General features: G+C 62.4%; 17 protein-coding genes. 7 read left to right on the top strand and 10 right to left on the bottom strand.

Annotation, left to right across the window (positions count from 1 at the left end):
- Nucleotides 1–86 precede the first annotated feature (86 nt).
- The 4 genes from ABIE28_RS16880 to ABIE28_RS16895 are packed head-to-tail and all read left to right on the top strand — an operon-like array spanning nucleotide 87 to nucleotide 2,956.
- A complete protein-coding gene (locus tag ABIE28_RS16880) occupies nucleotides 87–923 on the top strand; it encodes an arylamine N-acetyltransferase family protein (RefSeq protein WP_354064939.1) in 837 nt (278 codons plus the stop codon).
- Between the two features lies 1 nt (nucleotide 924).
- On the top strand, nucleotides 925–1,521 hold the full coding sequence (locus ABIE28_RS16885; RefSeq protein ID WP_354064941.1) for a YdeI/OmpD-associated family protein: 597 nt from the start codon (nucleotides 925–927) through the stop codon (nucleotides 1,519–1,521).
- Complete coding sequence (locus ABIE28_RS16890; protein WP_354064943.1) at nucleotides 1,518–2,039, top strand: DUF1697 domain-containing protein; 522 nt, start codon at nucleotides 1,518–1,520, stop codon at nucleotides 2,037–2,039. Before ABIE28_RS16885 ends, ABIE28_RS16890 begins: the two co-directional genes overlap by 4 nt.
- A 20-nt stretch (nucleotides 2,040–2,059) precedes the next feature.
- Nucleotides 2,060–2,956, top strand: a complete 897-nt coding sequence (locus tag ABIE28_RS16895) for a ribokinase (protein WP_354064945.1) — start codon at nucleotides 2,060–2,062, stop codon at nucleotides 2,954–2,956.
- A 212-nt stretch (nucleotides 2,957–3,168) separates the two neighbouring features.
- Here ABIE28_RS16895 and infC read toward each other — a convergent pair whose 3' ends face one another.
- Entirely contained in the window at nucleotides 3,169–3,705 is a 537-nt protein-coding gene (infC, locus tag ABIE28_RS16900) for a translation initiation factor IF-3 (RefSeq protein ID WP_354066473.1), read from the bottom strand.
- A 179-nt stretch (nucleotides 3,706–3,884) separates the two neighbouring features.
- On the opposite strand from infC, the gene ABIE28_RS16905 reads away from it, so the two are divergent.
- Complete coding sequence (locus tag ABIE28_RS16905; RefSeq protein ID WP_354064947.1) at nucleotides 3,885–4,661, top strand: alpha/beta hydrolase; 777 nt, start codon at nucleotides 3,885–3,887, stop codon at nucleotides 4,659–4,661.
- A 183-nt stretch (nucleotides 4,662–4,844) separates the two neighbouring features.
- Here the strand turns inward: ABIE28_RS16905 and ABIE28_RS16910 are convergent, their stop codons facing one another.
- From ABIE28_RS16910 to ABIE28_RS16925, 4 genes are all read right to left on the bottom strand, one after another.
- A complete protein-coding gene (locus ABIE28_RS16910; RefSeq protein ID WP_354064949.1) occupies nucleotides 4,845–5,495 on the bottom strand; it encodes a GNAT family N-acetyltransferase in 651 nt (216 codons plus the stop codon).
- Complete coding sequence (locus ABIE28_RS16915) at nucleotides 5,492–6,244, bottom strand: NAD-dependent epimerase/dehydratase family protein (protein ID WP_354064951.1); 753 nt, start codon at nucleotides 6,242–6,244, stop codon at nucleotides 5,492–5,494. The genes ABIE28_RS16910 and ABIE28_RS16915 overlap by 4 nt, the downstream gene beginning before the upstream one ends.
- 113 nt (nucleotides 6,245–6,357) lie before the next feature.
- On the bottom strand, nucleotides 6,358–7,494 hold the full coding sequence (gene queG / locus ABIE28_RS16920) for a tRNA epoxyqueuosine(34) reductase QueG (protein WP_502913402.1): 1,137 nt from the start codon (nucleotides 7,492–7,494) through the stop codon (nucleotides 6,358–6,360).
- A gap of 130 nt (nucleotides 7,495–7,624) precedes the next feature.
- Nucleotides 7,625–8,302 (bottom strand): glutathione S-transferase family protein, encoded by a 678-nt coding sequence (locus ABIE28_RS16925; RefSeq protein WP_354064953.1) that lies wholly within the window; start codon nucleotides 8,300–8,302, stop codon nucleotides 7,625–7,627.
- Between the two features lie 102 nt (nucleotides 8,303–8,404).
- Here ABIE28_RS16925 and ABIE28_RS16930 point away from each other — a divergent pair, with 102 nt between their 5' ends.
- Nucleotides 8,405–9,214 carry an undecaprenyl-diphosphate phosphatase gene (locus ABIE28_RS16930; protein WP_354064955.1) on the top strand — a complete coding sequence of 270 codons (810 nt, stop codon included), beginning with the start codon at nucleotides 8,405–8,407 and terminating at the stop codon, nucleotides 9,212–9,214.
- A 4-nt stretch (nucleotides 9,215–9,218) separates the two neighbouring features.
- On the opposite strand, the gene ABIE28_RS16935 is transcribed toward ABIE28_RS16930, so the two are convergent.
- The 5 genes from ABIE28_RS16935 to ABIE28_RS16955 form a co-directional block, all read right to left on the bottom strand.
- Nucleotides 9,219–9,842, bottom strand: a complete 624-nt coding sequence (locus tag ABIE28_RS16935; protein ID WP_354064957.1) for a LolA family protein — start codon at nucleotides 9,840–9,842, stop codon at nucleotides 9,219–9,221.
- Nucleotides 9,843–10,039: 197 nt separating this feature from the next.
- Nucleotides 10,040–12,787 (bottom strand): DNA translocase FtsK, encoded by a 2,748-nt coding sequence (locus tag ABIE28_RS16940; protein ID WP_502913403.1) that lies wholly within the window; start codon nucleotides 12,785–12,787, stop codon nucleotides 10,040–10,042.
- 410 nt (nucleotides 12,788–13,197) lie between these two features.
- Nucleotides 13,198–14,541: an ammonium transporter gene (locus ABIE28_RS16945; RefSeq protein WP_354064958.1), complete on the bottom strand. Its 1,344-nt coding sequence runs from the start codon at nucleotides 14,539–14,541 to the stop codon at nucleotides 13,198–13,200.
- A 22-nt stretch (nucleotides 14,542–14,563) separates the two neighbouring features.
- On the bottom strand, nucleotides 14,564–14,902 hold the full coding sequence (locus tag ABIE28_RS16950; protein ID WP_046134535.1) for a P-II family nitrogen regulator: 339 nt from the start codon (nucleotides 14,900–14,902) through the stop codon (nucleotides 14,564–14,566).
- Nucleotides 14,903–15,003: 101 nt separating this feature from the next.
- Nucleotides 15,004–15,201, bottom strand: a complete 198-nt coding sequence (locus ABIE28_RS16955; protein WP_354064960.1) for a hypothetical protein — start codon at nucleotides 15,199–15,201, stop codon at nucleotides 15,004–15,006.
- Between ABIE28_RS16955 and ABIE28_RS16960 the strand changes: the two genes are divergently transcribed.
- Nucleotides 15,194–16,414 carry an FAD-dependent monooxygenase gene (locus ABIE28_RS16960; protein ID WP_354064962.1) on the top strand — a complete coding sequence of 407 codons (1,221 nt, stop codon included), beginning with the start codon at nucleotides 15,194–15,196 and terminating at the stop codon, nucleotides 16,412–16,414. The two genes, ABIE28_RS16955 and ABIE28_RS16960, sit on opposite strands and share 8 nt — an antisense overlap.
- The last annotated feature ends 74 nt before the right edge of the window (nucleotides 16,415–16,488 follow it).

Raw genomic sequence — 16,488 nt, forward strand, 5'->3', positions numbered from 1 at the left:
GCGCGAAAATCGCCATGGGTGACGGTGACACGGGCCACCCCATCGCCCATATTGCGTGCCGGACGAAACAGCGGCAAGGGTGGCCAATGAGCCAAAAGGTCAATCTAAACGCCTATTTCGAGCGAATCGGCTTTGCCGGATCGATAGCCCCGACCTTGGCCACACTCGAAACAATTCATGCGCTGCACCCAGCAGTCATCCCCTTTGAAAACCTCAATCCGCTGCTTGGCCTGCCGGTTGGCCTGGCTTTGCCCGAGATCGAGAAGAAGCTTCTGCACGAAAAGCGCGGCGGCTATTGCTACGAGCATAACCTGTTGCTGATGGCGATCCTGCGCGAGCTCGATTTCTCGGTGAAGGGGCTCGCCGCGCGGGTGTTGTGGAACAGGGCCGACGAGGCCGTGACCAAAGCGACCCACATGCTGCTGCTCGTTGAAATCGGCGGCGCCAGTTATGTGACCGATGTGGGCTTTGGCGGATTGACGCTGACCGCCCCGCTCAAGCTCAAGGCCGATGTCGAACAGACCACGCCGCATGAGACCTATCGCCTGGTGGGCGGCGATCCCGAATGGCGGCTTGAGGTCAAGATCGGCCATGGATGGAAGCCGCTTTATGCCTTCGATACGTCCGAAAAGACGGTCGAGGACTATGCCGCCACCAATCAATACCTGTCGACCGATCCAGAATCGCCGTTCCGCCATGAACTGCGCGTCGCCCTGTCACCGCAGGGCAAGCGGCTGGCTCTGCTTAACAACCGGCTGACCACGCACGTGATCGACGCGCCGTCGGAAAGCCAGCAACTGACCAGCGTTGCCGATTTGCGCGATACGCTATCGGGCACGTTCGGCATTACGCTGCCATCGGCCGAGCTGCTCGATCCCAAGCTCGAAGTGATCCTGGCCGACGCCGGCGTCGAGGAGATCTGACATGGCGCCCGTGGCGGTCGATCCGGACAAAATCCGCGAGTTCGCCACGGCGCGGGCTTTCTATGACTGGCTTTCGGCCAACCACGACAAAGCCGACGAGATCTGGATCCGCATCTTTAAAAAGGCCAGCGGTCGCCCCACGATCACTGCCGTCGAGGCCATCGAGGTCGTCTTGTGCTGGGGCTGGATCGACGCGATCAAGAAAAGCTGGGACGAAATTTCGTTCGTCCAGCGCTATTGCCCGCGCCGCGCCAAATCGGTGTGGAGCCAGATCAATCGCGACAATGTCGCCAAGCTGATCGACGATGGCCGCATGACGAGACATGGTCTCGCCCATGTCGAAACCGCCAAGGCCGACGGCCGCTGGGACGCGGCCTACGCCACCACCATGGAGCCGCCCGCCGACCTGTTGGCGGCCATCGAGGATAGCCCGGCAGCGCTCGACACCTATCGTACGCTGACCTCGCAGAACCGCTTCGCGCTGACCTTTCGTGTCGTCGCGCTCAAGACCCCGGCCACTCGCGCCAAAAAAATCGCGGGCTTTGTCGAGATGCTGGCGCGCGGCGAGACCATTTATCCGCAAAAGCCGGCCAAATGAGCCGCCACCTCGCCCTGTTGCGCGGAGTCAATCTGGGCAAGCGCCAGGTCAAGAGCGCCGACCTCAAGGCCGCGTTCGAGGCGATGGGCTTTGCCAATGTCAAAACCCTCCTGGCCAGCGGCAACGTGCTGTTCGATGCGGAGAAGCCCGACCGGGCGGCCATCGAGGCGGCACTGGAACAGCGCTTCGGCTTTGATGTGGGCACGATCTTGCGCAGCCATGAGCAGCTTGCCGCCATGGTTGCCGCAAAACCGTTCGGCGCGCGAGTCGAGGATCACGACACCAAACTCTATGTGACCTTTATCGAGGACCAGAACGCCAGATCCCTGCCGATGCCCTGCGCCGTGGCGAGGGATTTTGAGGTCGTCCATCTCACCGATGGCGAAATCTACATCGTCGCGCACCGGCTGCCCAATGGGCGGTTTGGGGAAGGCATGGACCAGATCTGGAAGCACTTTGGCAAAAAGCGTCTCTGGACCTCGCGCAACTGGAACACCGTGATAAAAGCCGCAGCATAAGTGGCTGGGAGGCCCCGCACATGATTACCGTTTTCGGCTCTACCAATCTCGATCAGGTCGGCACGGTCAGCCGCCTGCCCAAGCCGGGCGAAACCGTTGCCGGTGGCACGTTTTCGATGGCGGCGGGTGGCAAGGGCGCCAATCAGGCGCTGGCGGCGCGCCGCGCCGGAGCCGATGTGCGGCACATTTCGGCGGTGGGCGACGATGCCTTTGCCGATCTGGCGCTGGAGCTGCTCAAGGCCGATGGCGTTGATCTCTCCGAGGTCAAGACCACGCCAAATCCGACCGGCATCGCCATGATCTTTGTCGACACCCATGGCGAAAACGTCATCGCCATCCTGCCCGGCGCCAATGGCACCGTGTCGGCCGATCAGGCCGAGGTTGCGCTCAAGAGCCTGAGCAAGGGCTCGGTGCTGCTGCTGCAGCAGGAAGTGCCGCAGGAGGCCACCGTACGCGCGCTCGATCTGGCCAAGGCGCAGGGCGTCACCTCGATCCTCAATACCGCCCCCTTCATCGAAACCACTAAAGCCATCGCGCCCAAGGCGGCGATCCTGATTGCCAACGAAACCGAGTTTGAACTGCTCACCGGTCGCGGCATCGATGAACTCGACGCCGCCATGGCCGACTGGGCAAAGACCCATGCGCAGACCGTCATCGTGACGCTCGGTGCCGATGGTGCCAAGGCCGTCACCAGGGACGGCGAAAAGATTGCCGTGCCCGCCATGAAGGTGAAGCCGGTCGATACCACCGGCGCCGGCGATACGTTCTGCGGCTATCTCGCCGCCGGGCTCGATCAGGGCCTTGATCTGGAAACCGCGATGCGGCGCGCCGTGGTGGCCGCCAGCCTTGCCTGCCTCAAGGCCGGCGCGCAGCCCGCCATCCCGACTGCAGTCGAGGTCGACGCGGCACTGGGTTAGGTTTTTAGACGGAATCCCCCACCTAACCTCCCCCTGATAGGGGGAGGAACAGATCGAGCTTTTGGTCACCATACCGCCACGACCACTGCGCAGCGCGTCCCCCTTTTCAGGGGAGGTTCGGAGGGAGGCCTCTACCTTCTCTCCCCACCACCAAAAACAAAAAGGGCAGGACCACCGGACCTGCCCTTTTCATTATCGCGATACCGTCGCCCCTATTTGGGCGCCAGCACCATGACCATCTGGCGGCCTTCGGAACGGGGCTGCGACTCGACCTTGGCGATGGCCTCGGTCTGGTCCTTCACCTTGATCAGCAACTGCATGCCGAGTTCCTGGTGCGCCATTTCGCGGCCACGGAAACGCATGGTCACCTTGACCCGGTCGCCGTCGTCGAGGAAGCGCTGCACGGCCTTCATCTTGGTCTCGTAGTCGTGCGTGTCGATGTTGGGACGGAGCTGGACTTCCTTGACCTCAATCACCTTCTGCTTCTTGCGCGCTTCGGCCGCCTTCTTCTGGGCAGCATATTTGAAGCGCCCGAGGTCGAGCATCTTGGCGACCGGCGGGACAGCATTGGGAGAGATCAGAACGAGGTCCAGACCCTGTTCCTGTGCTTCTGCAAGAGCCGCGCGGGTATTGACGATACCGCGGTTCTCGCCTTCAGCGTCGATGAGTTGGACATCGGCGCTGGTGATATCTTCGTTAGAGAGCGGCCCATCTTTCTGGGGCGCGACGGGTCTCATGGGACGACGAATGGCAAACGATCCTTGTGTTATTAAGCCAATTGGTGAAATCGGGCATAAAATCGTGTTACGCGGACGATAAGTCAACTGGCAAATAGGCGGAAATTCCGGCCTGTTGCGCCATTGAAACGCCGCGATGACCTCTCCCCGGTCGTGTGGCTAACGAAGCGTGTCCGCCCAGGGTAGATTTTATGACCATATCAGCTTTGAACAGTTTCCGCATCAGTGTCGGCACAGATGTTGCCGCGCGCGAAATCGCCGTCAAACAGCGCGGCGGATCGGCTCCGGGCCTGTTCTGGCTGGGCGGCTTTCGCTCCGACATGGTGGGCAGCAAAGCCATGGCGCTTGATGCCCTGGGTGCCGAACATGGGCTAGCGGTAACCCGGTTCGACTATTCCGGCCACGGCGTCTCCGGCGGCGATTTTAACCATGGCACGATCAGCCGCTGGCTCGAAGAGGCCGAAGCGGTCTTTGCCCTCACCAAGGGCTCACAGATCATCGTCGGCTCATCCATGGGCGGCTGGCTGGCGCTGCTGCTGGCGCGCAAGCTGCTCTCCCGTGGCGAGCGCCCCCATGCCCTGGTGCTGATCGCCCCCGCCCCCGACATGACCCATACGCTGATGCTGCCCAGCTTTACGCCCGACGAGCACGAATCGCTGCAAAACAACGGCTATGTCGACCAGCCCAGCGCCTATTCCGCGACACCCTACCGCATCACCCGCAGCCTGATCGAAGACGGCGCGCAGCACCTGCTGTTTGGCAGCGTCATCGAAACGGGTTGCCCGGTGACAATCCTCCAAGGCGGCAAGGACCCCGACGTGCCGCCCGCCCATGCCATCAAGCTGGTGACGCATATCCTGCATGACCCGGTGACGCTAACCCTCATCCCCGATGGCGATCATCGGCTGAGCCGGGATGAGGATTTGGCGCGGCTGCGGGACGCGGTACTGCGATTGGTGGGTGCTTAGCCATCTTCACCTCTCCCTTCGGAGGAGAGGTCGGCGCGCAGCGACGGGTGAGGGGGCCTTCAACAAGCACCTCACCGAGAAAAGGCCCCCTCACCCGACCCAAGAGGAGAAGTGAAGAAGTGCCACGCCCTCGTGGTTCGAGGGTCGCTTCGCTCCCACCTCACCACGAGGGCGTGGCACAGCCTACCGCCCACCCAGCCTCGTCCTCTGCACCCCATCCGCCCGAAAATTCTCCGGGCTCAGCCACCGCTCATACTCCGCCCGCAGCGCTGGCCATTCACCATCGATAATGGAAAACCACGCCGTATCCCGGCTTTCGCCCTTCAAAATCCGGTCCTGCCGGAACAAGCCTTCATACTGGAACCCAAACCGCTTGGCCGCCGCCTTGGACGGCTCGTTGCGGTCGTTGCATTTCCATTCAAAGCGCCGATAGCCCAGATCGTCGAAGGCATGGCGGGCAAACAGGAACAGCGCCTCGGTGGCCAGCGGCGAGCGGGCCATGGCGAGGCCCCAATAGATGCCGCCGATTTCGATGGACGCGTGATCGGGGAAAATGCGCAGCCAGCCCTGTCGGCCGACCGCCTTGCCGCTCGCCTTGTCGATCACCGTCACATAGCGGTCCGGCCCGGCATTGACCGCCGCGATCCAGTTTTCGACATCGGCAACGCTTTGCGGCGGATATTCAAACAGCCAGCGGTAGCGCTCCGGCACACCCTCGCCGAGCGAGGCCGCATAGAGGTCGGCGGCGTGCTGGGGGCCGATGGGTTCGAGGCGCACGAAACGCCCTTCGAGCACGGTGCGGTCGGGGGCGGATTTGGCGGGCTGTACGGTCATTTCTGGGTCTCGTAGATAGCATCAAGGCCGGCGCGATAATCAGGATAGAGCAGTTCCACGCCCAGCGCCCGTTTGATCGCGGCGTTGGAGACGCGCTTGTTGTCGGCATAAAAACTGCGCTGCATCGGCGTGAACTCGGCCACGTCATAAGCAACCTCTGGCGGCGGCTCGACACCCATGAGCGCGGCGGCATAGGTCACCAGATCCTGTGGCGGCGCAGGTTCGTCGTCGGCCAGATTGAACGTGCCATCCAGACGCGCTTGGGCCGCCAATGCCGTGATGCGGCCGATGTCGGCCACATGGATGCGGTTAAACACCTGCCCCGGCTTGACGACGCGGCGAGCACTGCCATCTTCGATCTTGTCGAAGGTCGAGCGGCCCGGACCATAAATGCCGGCCAGCCGCAGAATGGTCAGCGGCACGCCGCGTTCGGCGGCATAATCGCGCCAGGCCTGTTCGGCCAGCACGCGGCGGTCGCTGCGCTCATTGCGCGGCACCAAAGGCGCTGATTCATCGATCCAGGCGCCGCCGAAATCCCCATAGACCCCGACCGTGGAATAATAGCACAGCCATTGCAGGTTCTCGGCCGCATCCAGATCGGCGCGATGCCGAAGCAGTGCCGGATCGCCATCGGCGCCGGGGGCAATGGAGAACACGACATGGCTGGCTTTGCGCAAGGCGGGGCCGATGGTTGGGCCCGGCGCGGTGCCATCAAACATATGCCCGACGATACCGCTTCGCGTTAGCATTTCCGCCTTGTCTGCGGTGCGCGTGCTACCCTCAATGCTAACAATGTGTGAACCAATTCGCATGGCATGCGCAGCCGATGCGGATGAAAATCCGAGCCCGAAAAAGAAGACGTTCATCCGATATCCCCGCTCCATTCTGCCGCGACCGAGCTATCGCTTTCCTTGCGCAGATAGGCAAGGCTGAGAGCATCCGCGCGCTCTGGCGCCAAACGCCGCAGCGCCCAGATGGCCGCTCCGCGCACTACCGCCTCGTCGTCATCGAGCCGTGCTTCGACCAACGGCACCATGGTGTCGTCGCCCGAATTACCGATAGCGATCAGCACGTTACGGAGGAACCGCCCCAGCCCGATCCGCTTGATCGGTGAGCCGGCAAACAGCGCCCGGAAGGCGGCATCGTCCAGTTGCACCAGATCGGCCAGCCGGGGCCGTTCAAGATCGGTGCGAGCGCGCAGTTTGGCCTCGCGCGTCACCGAGGCGAACTTGTTCCACGGGCAGACCGCCAGGCAATCGTCGCAGCCATAGATGCGGTTGCCCATCGGCACCCGAAACTCCAATGGAATCTGGTCCTTATGCTCGACCGTCAGGTAGGCAAGGCACCGTCGGCTATCGAGCCGGAACGGCGCCGGGAAAGCATTGGTCGGGCAGATATCGAGGCATGCCGTGCACGAGCCGCAGCTTTCGGCATGCGGCTTATCCCCCGGCAGGTCCGCCGATGTTAGAATGGCGCCCAGAAACAACCACGAGCCGAAATCGCGACTGACCAGAACCGAATGCTTGCCCTGCCAGCCCAGCCCAGCGGCCTCCGCCAGCGGCTTTTCCATCAAGGGGGCGGTATCGACAAAGACCTTGACCTCAGCCCCTGAGCGGCGCGCCAAGAGCCCCGCCAATTCCTTGAGCTTGCCCTTGATGATCTCGTGATAATCACGATTGCGGGCATAGACCGAGATCGAGCCCAGCGACCGCTCCCCCAGAATGGCCAGCGGGTCGGTTTCGGGTCCGTAGTTGATACCAAGGAGAATGACGGATCTGGCATCCGGCCACATGCCTTGCGGACTGCCCCGCCGCTCGGCATGCTCAGCCATCCACTCCATATCGCCATGCCAGCCGGCAGCGATAGCAGCGTTGAGCTTTTCAGGCAGGTCCGGCCGCGCATCAGCCGCCGCAATGCCAAAGCTGCCAAAGCCCAGCGCAGCCGCACGAGCGCGCAGCTCGGCGACGATGACTTCTGGCGATGGAATTGCAGCGCTCACGGAGACCTCATGGTGAGCCTGTCGAACCACGAGGTCGGTTACACCGCTCTCGCCACGACCTCGTCCTTCGACGGGCTCAGGATGAGGTCTACTGCATTATCGCGCTCAGCTCAAAATCCCTGTGAGAGCCTCAGAAGTCGAGGTCCGCATAACCCTTTTGCGGTGGCATGGACACCACGCGATCATTGAGCAATGTCCGGAAAGCCGGGCGGGATTTGATGCGGGAATACCAGTCGCGGGTTTCCCCGGCCTTGCCCCAGTCGATATCGCCCAGATAGTCCAGCGTCGACAGATGCGCGGCCAGTGCAAAATCGGCCAAGGTCATTTCATCGCCGGCCAACCACGAGCGGGTCGCGAACAGCCAGTTGAAATAGAGCATGTGCTCGTTAAGGTTCGCCTTGGCCACGCGCAGCACCGCCGGATCGGGCGTTGCGCCCTTGGCGTCGCGCTTGACGATTTTTTCTTCGAGCACGTAGCGGGTCACTTCATCGTTGAGCTTGACGATGACCCATTCGATCATGCGCCACATCTCGGCGCGCGGGCCGGGATCAGCCGGAATGAGGCCAGCAACGATGCTCGGGGTATAGAGATCTTCGACCGTATGGATATTGGCCAGCACGCCCACCACCGGCTGATCGCTTTCGCCGAGCATGATGGGCAGGGTCGCGGCCGGATTGATCTCCAGCAGCTCTGCGGTGCGCAGCCAGGGCTTGATTTCTTCCATGTCGAGCGGAACGCCATACTCCGCGCACATCAGCCGGATCAGGCGGGAAGATGGATCGAGAGGATGATGAAGCAGACTCGGCATGTTGACGCTCGTGTTTTTTGAGGCCTGGGCGGCTGGAAGCATGGCGCGAACAGCGCTAGAGCTTGCCCACCTGTGGACCCGCGCACTGAGTTAGGGGATCAAATGAACGCCGATCAAGGTCTTTTTGTGCCACTGATCCTTGGAATTCTCGAAGGGCTTACTGAATTCCTTCCAGTGAGCTCCACCGGGCATCTGCTTTTGGCCGGTCATTTCTTCGGATTGACCCAGCCCGCCACCTTCATCGTGCTGATCCAGCTCGGGGCGATCCTGGCCATCGTCACCATCTATTTTGCCAAATTGGGCATGCTGATCCGCGATGCGCTGACCGGCAAAGCCTATGCCTGGCAGTTCGCTTTGACGGTGGTCGTAGCGTGCGCTCCGGCCGTCATAGCGGGCGTTTTGCTGCGCGATTTCATCCAGGGCGACCTGTGGGAATCGCCCATGCTGATCTGCATGACGCTGCTGATCGGCGGCATCGTCCTGCTGCTGGTCGACCGCATGCCCAAGCAGGAAAAGTACGACGACATCTACCACTTCCCGCTTCATCTCGCGGTGATCGTGGGGCTGTTCCAGATGCTGTCGCTGGTGCCCGGTGTGTCCCGTTCCGGGTCAACCGTGGTGGGCGCCATGCTGTTTGGTGCGACCAAGCGCGCAGCGGCGGAATTCACGTTTTTCATCGCCCTGCCGATAATGGTCGGCGCGTTTGGCTATGACCTTTACAAAAGCCGCGACCTGATCGACCCCAGCCTTGCGCTCAGTGTCGGCATCGGGTTTGCCGCGGCCTTTGTCGTGGGGGCGATCGTCGTGCGCTACCTGCTCGATTTCGTCAGCCGTTATGGCTTTGCGCCATTTGCATGGTGGCGCATTGCCGTTGGCGGCGCAGGCATCATCGCGTTGCTGGTAATGCGCTAGACGCTTACTGCTGCAGGGCTTTGAAGGTCGCCGGGATCGAGAAGAAGGCCGGCGGGATACGCTGGTCCTTCTGCACATCATAGAGCGAAAAGGTGAGCTCAGCGCCGCTGGGCTCAACCAGGCTCCACTGGGCCAGGTCCTTGGTGTCGGTATCAAAAATCAGTGATACCTGCACTGTGCCCGCAATGGTCTCGTCGATCACGGTGATCGAGATATAGCCATCCGAATTGGTGACATCGACCACATTGGCGTCGAGCAGGTTGATCTTGTCGCCAAGGAACTGGCGCAGCGGGATCGTGTCCTGCGGATAGGCGTAATAGGTCTCGTCGCGCCGGTTGAGCACATAGAAGCCACGACCCACCGAGACGATTTCCTCGCGGCTTGGCGGCGCATAGCGGAACGCGATCTTGTTGGGGCGCTCGAGGAAGAACGTGCCCTCGGTGCGGCCACCATTGGTGTCGATCTGCAGGAACCGGCCGACCATGGTGCGGATGGCGGAGTTATGGGCGCCGATATCGGCGATCAACTGCTGTTCCTGCGGCGTCAACGCACGGTCCAGCGCCCAGGCCGGAACGGTGAGGGCGAATGCGGCGGACAAACCGAACAGCAGAGCATCGCGTCGAATCATGAACTGTGGTCCTCAAATGGGGCGGTCAGTGAAGCTAAACTACAAATCAATTGCGGCAACAGATGGAAGGTTGCATTCAGCCAGCATTCATCACCGTGGCCAAAATCGGTCAGCCTTGCAACCTCTTGTACCAAAAACGGAAATCCCCGCTTGCGCGGGGATCGCCAGAGATCAGAGACCGCGGCCTCGAATAGCCGTTAGTACGGGTCGGACCCGACCAAGATTTCACGCTTGCCGGCGTGGTTGGCCTGGCTGATGACACCCTCGCGCTCCATGCGCTCGATCAGCGTTGCCGCCTTGTTGTAGCCGATGGCCAGACGGCGCTGGACGTAGGAGGTGGAGGCCTTCTTGTCGGTCAGCACGATATGGACGGCCTTGTCGTAGAGCTCGTCGCCCGAACCGGCATAGTCCTCGCCGCCGCCCGAGCCGCCTTCGCCGCCCATTTCGCCGCCTTCTTCGTCTTCCTCGGTGATGGAGTCGAGGTAGTCAGGGGCGCCCTGGCTCTTGAGGTGGTTGACCACCGCCTCGACTTCACTGTCGGCCACGAAGGGGCCGTGCAGGCGCTTGGTGCGGCCGCCAGAGGCCATGTAGAGCATATCGCCGTTACCGAGCAGCTGTTCGGCGCCCTGCTCACCCAGAATGGTGCGCGAGTCGATCTTGGAGGTGACCATGAACGAGATACGGGTCGGGAAGTTGGCCTTGATCGTGCCGGTGATGACGTCGACCGATGGGCGCTGGGTTGCCGTGATGATGTGGATACCGGCGGCACGGGCCATCTGGGCCAGACGCTGGATGGCGCCTTCGATGTCCTTGCCCGCAACCATCATCAGGTCGGCCATTTCGTCGACGATGACGACGATATAGGGCAGCACTTCGAGGTTGAACTCTTCGCTCTCAAAGATCGCTTCGCCGGTTTCGCGGTCAAAGCCGGTCTGCACCGTACGGGTGATGGTCTTGCCTTCGGCGGCAGCTTCGCTGACGCGCTGGTTGAAGCCGTCGATATTGCGGACGCCGATCTTGCTCATCTTGCGATAGCGATCTTCCATCTCGCGGACGGCCCACTTGAGCGCCACGACCGCCTTATGCGGATCGGTCACGACCGGGGTCAGCAGATGCGGGATGCCGTCATAGATGCTCAGTTCAAGCATCTTGGGATCGATCATGATCATGCGGCACTGGGCCGGCGTCATCTGATAGAGCAGCGACAGGATGAAGGTGTTGATACCTACCGACTTACCCGAGCCTGTGGTACCCGCGATCAGCAGATGCGGCATGCGCGCCAGATCGGCGATCACTGGCTCGCCACCAATGGTTTTGCCCAGGCAGATCGGCAGCTTGCCCTTCATTTTCTCGAAGTCGGAGCTGGCCAGCATCTCGCGGAAATAGACGGTTTCGCGCTGCTGGTTGGGCAGTTCGATACCGATGGCGTTGCGGCCGGGTACCACGGCGACGCGGGCCGAGTGGGCCGACATCGAGCGGGCAATATCGTCGGCCAGCGAGATGACGCGGGACGATTTGATGCCAGGCGCGGGCTCAAGTTCGAACAGGGTCACGACTGGTCCGGGGCGGACATTGATGATGTCACCCTTGACGCCGAAGTCTTCCAAAACGCCTTCAAGCTGGCGCGCCATTTCTTCGAGACGCTCCGGCGCATGCTCGGCGGATGGGCCATGATGCTTGGGCTCGGAGAGCAGGCTCAGCGGCGGCAGCTCGAACCCACCGGGCTCGTCGAGGAACGAGGATTGGGCTTCGCGCATGACGCGCTGGCCCTGGGCCGGACGTGGTGCGGGAGCAGCCACGGCGACGGCGCGCGGCTTGGTCGGATCGGCTGGATGGAAGCGGGAATCGCCCTGCTGGCGGTGATTGACCACGGGCGCCGGCGCGACGTCGGCGACGAATGGCACCTCGTCTTCGACTTCCTCGGGGTAGTCGATCTCGGTTTCATCATAGCTCGGGCGCGCATTGATGCGCGGCGACACTTCGGGCTCGGCCCGGAACGACGGTTCAGGCTGGAAAGCTGGTTCGACCGGCGCGTGAATACGGCGCTGGGTCGGTGCGACGGCAGGTTCGCGGCGGTCAACGACCGGCTCATTGCCATCAAGGTTAGGTTCGACATCGTCGTCGCGCCAGGTGGCGGCATCGGCCGCACGGCGTTCGGCATGGCTGGCGCGGGCGCGGCGGAAGGCGGTGCGCATGGAATAGCCCATATGCACCATGGCGCCGAGGGCCACATCGACCAGTGGATTGGATTCGGGTTCGTCCTGCTCAACCTGAGCAGTCGCGCCCTTGCGGCCAGCAGTGGCAGCGGCTGCCTTGCGAGGACCAGTCGGCACGGTCTGGCCGAGGCCCATGGCGATCCAGAAGGTCGCAAGAGCCGGAATGGCAATGATGATGGCAAACAGCGCCGCCGTCACAGCCTGTGGCTGGTCACCGGTGACCATGGTGGCAAGGCTGGTAAAGCCATTGCCGATCAGCCCGCCTAGGCCGGTGGGCAGCGGCCAGGTTTCGGGCATGGCGACAAAGGACAGCACACCGGCGCCAAGCACGGTGGCAGCAATCCAGCCAAGGGTGCGCAGGCCCATTTTCGTGGGTACGCGGCGGCGCATCATGGCCCAGGCCCAAAGGGCGGGCGGCACGACGAAGGCGAGCGCGGCAAGGCCCAGCACCTGGAACAGCGTGTCGGCTACGACAGCGCCCGGAAAGCCCAGCCAGTTGGCCGGAGACTTTGCCGTGGCATAGGAAAAGCTCGGATCATCCACCGACCAGGACGCCATGGCGACCAGACAGATGGCGACCAGCCCGAGCAGCACGAAACCGGCGACGCGGACAGGAATGCGAATCGCCAAAGCCGGGGGCGGCATCGGCGCAGCCTTGGCTGCCGTGCTGCGCGAACGCTGGGGCACGGAGCGGATTTCATCGAGCACTGGCGAAGGGGAACTGGGCATGGCGAACTCAATACTGCCCGGAACAGACCGGGCCCACTTTGTCGTCATGCTAATGGGGTCGGGTTAACCCAAGGCTAACCATGGGGGGATTGGGTCGATCACCTCTCAAGCAAGGGGCTTCTTTCACTTCGCCCCTGAGGGGAGAGGTCGCCCCGCAGGGGCCGGTGAGGGGTTCAGCGGGCGTTGAAACATTGTGCAAAAACAAAAGGCCCGCCAGTGGTGGCGGGCCTTTATTGCCGCAAATCGCGAGGGAGGTGCGAGACTGCGGGAAGCGATTGATCGGGGAGTGCGGCCCATGCAGTTTGCGAGTGGGAAGCCTCTGTGGCGGGCCAAGAGGAAACATGAGCCGCACGCCACGATCAACTTTGGGTGGAGCCGGGCGGCAGCGTGCCGCCGCCCGGAGAGAAAGCTTAGTTGTAGGCGCGCTCGCCGTGGCTGGAGAGATCCAGACCATCGATTTCGGCCGACTCGGGGGCACGGGCACCACCAAAGATCGCCTTGACGATGAGCATAGCGACCAGAGCCACGACACCCGACCAGACGATGGCCACGATGACGGCCAGAACCTGCGTGACCAGCTGACCACCGATCGAGTAGCCTTCGGCGCCGAAGCCGCCCAGCGATGGAGCTGCGACGATGGCGGTACCGATGGCGCCGACGATGCCGCCGATGCCGTGGATGCCGAACACGTCGAGGCTATCGTCGTACTTGAGCAGTGGCTTGAGGGTAACGACAGCCCAAAGGCAGACAAAACCGGTGACAGCACCGAGCACGATGGCACCGAAGGTGCCAGCAAAGCCAGCGGCAGGCGTGATCGCAACGAGACCGGCAACAGCACCCGAGACATAGCCCAGAGCCGAAGCATGACCGCGGGTGATCTTTTCGCCGACGGCCCAGGCAATGGCGGCCGCAGCAGGTGCAGTGATGGTGTTGAGGAAGGCCTGAGCGGCAAGACCGTTGGCACCCAGAGCGGAACCAGCGTTAAAGCCAAACCAGCCGACCCAGAGCAGGCAGGCGCCGATATAGGTGAAGACCAGGTTATGCGGTGCAATCGGTTCCTTCATGTAGCCCAGACGTGGGCCAAGCACGATGGCAGCGACGAGAGCGGCCACACCGGAGTTGATGTGAACCACGGTGCCACCGGCAAAGTCGAGCGCACCCATCTGGAAGAACAGGCCGGCGCTGGACCACACCATGTGGGCGATCGGCAGGTAGGAAAAGGTGAACCAGATGGCGAGGAACGCCATGACGGCACCGAACTTCATGCGTTCGGCAATGCCGCCAACGACCAGCGTTGCGGTGATGCAGGCGAAGGTCAGCTGGAAGACCACAAAGACCAGTTCCGGAATGGTACCGGAGACCGAATCTGGGTTCACATTGGCGAGGAAGAAGTTGGAGAAGTCGCCGATGAAGGCCGAGATGCCGCCTTCGGTCGGGCCGGAGAAGGCGAGCGAGTAGCCATAGGCAACCCAGAGCAGCGCGATAATCGAGAAGGCGCCGAACACCTGGGTGACGACCGAGAGGATGTTCTTGGAGCGGACCAGACCGCCATAGAACAGGGCAACGCCCGGAATGGTCATCAGGATGACCAGCAGGGTCGAAACGAGCATCCAGGCGGTGTCGCCTGCATCGATAGTGGCAACAGCTTCTGGCACCGCTTCGGCGGCCGGCACGGCAGCGTCCTGGGCGAATGCTGGCAGGGCCAGCAACAGGGAGGCAAGTGCGACGCTCCCCAAAATCTTTGACGTTTTCATCTGATGTTTCTCCCGATGACGCTTAGAGGGCAGCCGCGCCGGTCTCGCCGGTGCGGATACGGGTGACGGCGAGCAGATCGAGCACGAAAATCTTGCCATCGCCGATGCGACCGGTCTGGGCGCTGTCACGGATGGCGGTGCTCACGGCATCGGCGAGCGCGTCATCGACGGCAATCTCGACCTTCAGCTTGGGCAGGAAATGCACGGCATATTCAGTGCCGCGGTAGATTTCGGAATGCCCCTTCTGGCGGCCGTAACCCTTCACTTCCGTCACGGTCATGCCGTGAACGTCGAGCGAGTTGAGTGCCTGGCGAACCTCTTCGAGGCGTGATGGCTTGATAATTGCGATCACCAGTTTCATTTGAGCCCCTTTGCGACTTGGCGCTGGTCTGGAATGGCTTACTAGACTCAAGCGCCGTGCCAACTTGGCCTCACCGCGAAACTACCAGCGTTTTCAAAGCACTAGAATTTGCCGACGGAAAGCGTCCAAAATGACGGCAGCGAATTGCTCAAGGATTGGGCAAGTTCAAAGGCCGCTGCGCTTTTTTGAGGCACTGGTCTGATGGCGATGAACCGGGATGCGATGATGTGCATTATTGGCAGCAGCAGCAGATCGTCGTAGGGGTCAGCAAGCTTGATGCAGGAGAGCGGCATGGCCAAGAACGAAGCGTTTGATGTCATCATCGTGGGCGGCGGACCGGTCGGGCTGACGCTGGCGCTGGCGCTGGTTCAGCCCGCCAAGGGCATCCGCGTGGCGCTGGTCGATAGGCGGCCGCTCTCGGTGCCGCGCGACGCGCGGGCCTCGGCAATAGCAGCCGGTGTGCGACGCGTGTTCGAGGCGCTGGGCGTATGGCCGCAAATGGCCGCTGCGGCGCAGCCAATCACCGCCATGCGGATTACCGATTCCGGCGAAGGCGATATTTCACGGCCGCTGTTTTTGACCTTTGATGGCGATGTCGCGCCGGGCGAAGCCTTTGCGCATATGGTGCCCAATAGCGTCAGCGGGCAGGTTTTGCTCGATGCGGTTGCCGACAAGATTTCCGTTTTGGCCCCCGCAACGATTACCGGGCTGGCCAACGAGACAGATGGCGCGCGGCTGACGCTGGCGGATGGTCGGGTGCTATCGGCACCACTTGTCGTTGCGGCGGATGGCGGACAATCGGCCCTGCGGCAGATGGCCGGCATTGGCGTGATCGCGCATGACTACAAGCAGACCGGGCTCGTGACGACCATTGGCCACGCCCTGCCCCATGACGGCGTTGCCTATGAGCATTTCCGGCCAGCCGGGCCATTTGCCAGTCTGCCGCTGCCGGGCAATCGCTCGTCGCTGGTCTGGACGGAGCGCAGTGCCGACGCGCCGGGCTTTCTGGCAATGGACGCGGCAACATTGGCCGGCGAAATCGAAGCCGTGATGGGCTCGACACTGGGCGCCGTGACGGTTGAAGAGCAGTTGCAGGGCTTTCCGCTGCGGCTGCAGATCGCGCGGGATTTCGTCTCAAAGCGCCTGGCACTGGTGGGTGATGCGGCCCACGTGGTGCATCCCATTGCCGGGCAAGGCCTCAATCTGGGGCTCAAGGATGTCGCGGCACTGGCAGAGGTGGTGGTCGAGGCGGTACGGCTCGGGCTCGATCACGGTGGCGATGATGTGCTGGAACGCTATCAGGCGTGGCGGCGGCTCGACACGGCCAGCATGGCGGCAATGACAGATGGGTTGAACCGGCTGTTTTCCAACGATGTGGCGCCCGTCCGCGCGCTGCGCGACTTCGGGCTGGGGCTCGTCGAACGGGCGGGGCCAATCAAGTCGGCGCTGATCCGAACAGCGTCCGGCGTATCGGCCAGCGGGCCTAAACTGCTGAGCGGCTTGCCAATCTGATCGGGCTTGATTGCCCCTCCTTGAACCAGATGGCGTTTGCGACGTTGTCAGGTTCAACAAGGAAGGATCGGCAC

The organism is Devosia sp. 2618 (assembly GCF_040546815.1).
Taxonomy (GTDB): Bacteria; Pseudomonadota; Alphaproteobacteria; order Rhizobiales; family Devosiaceae; genus Devosia.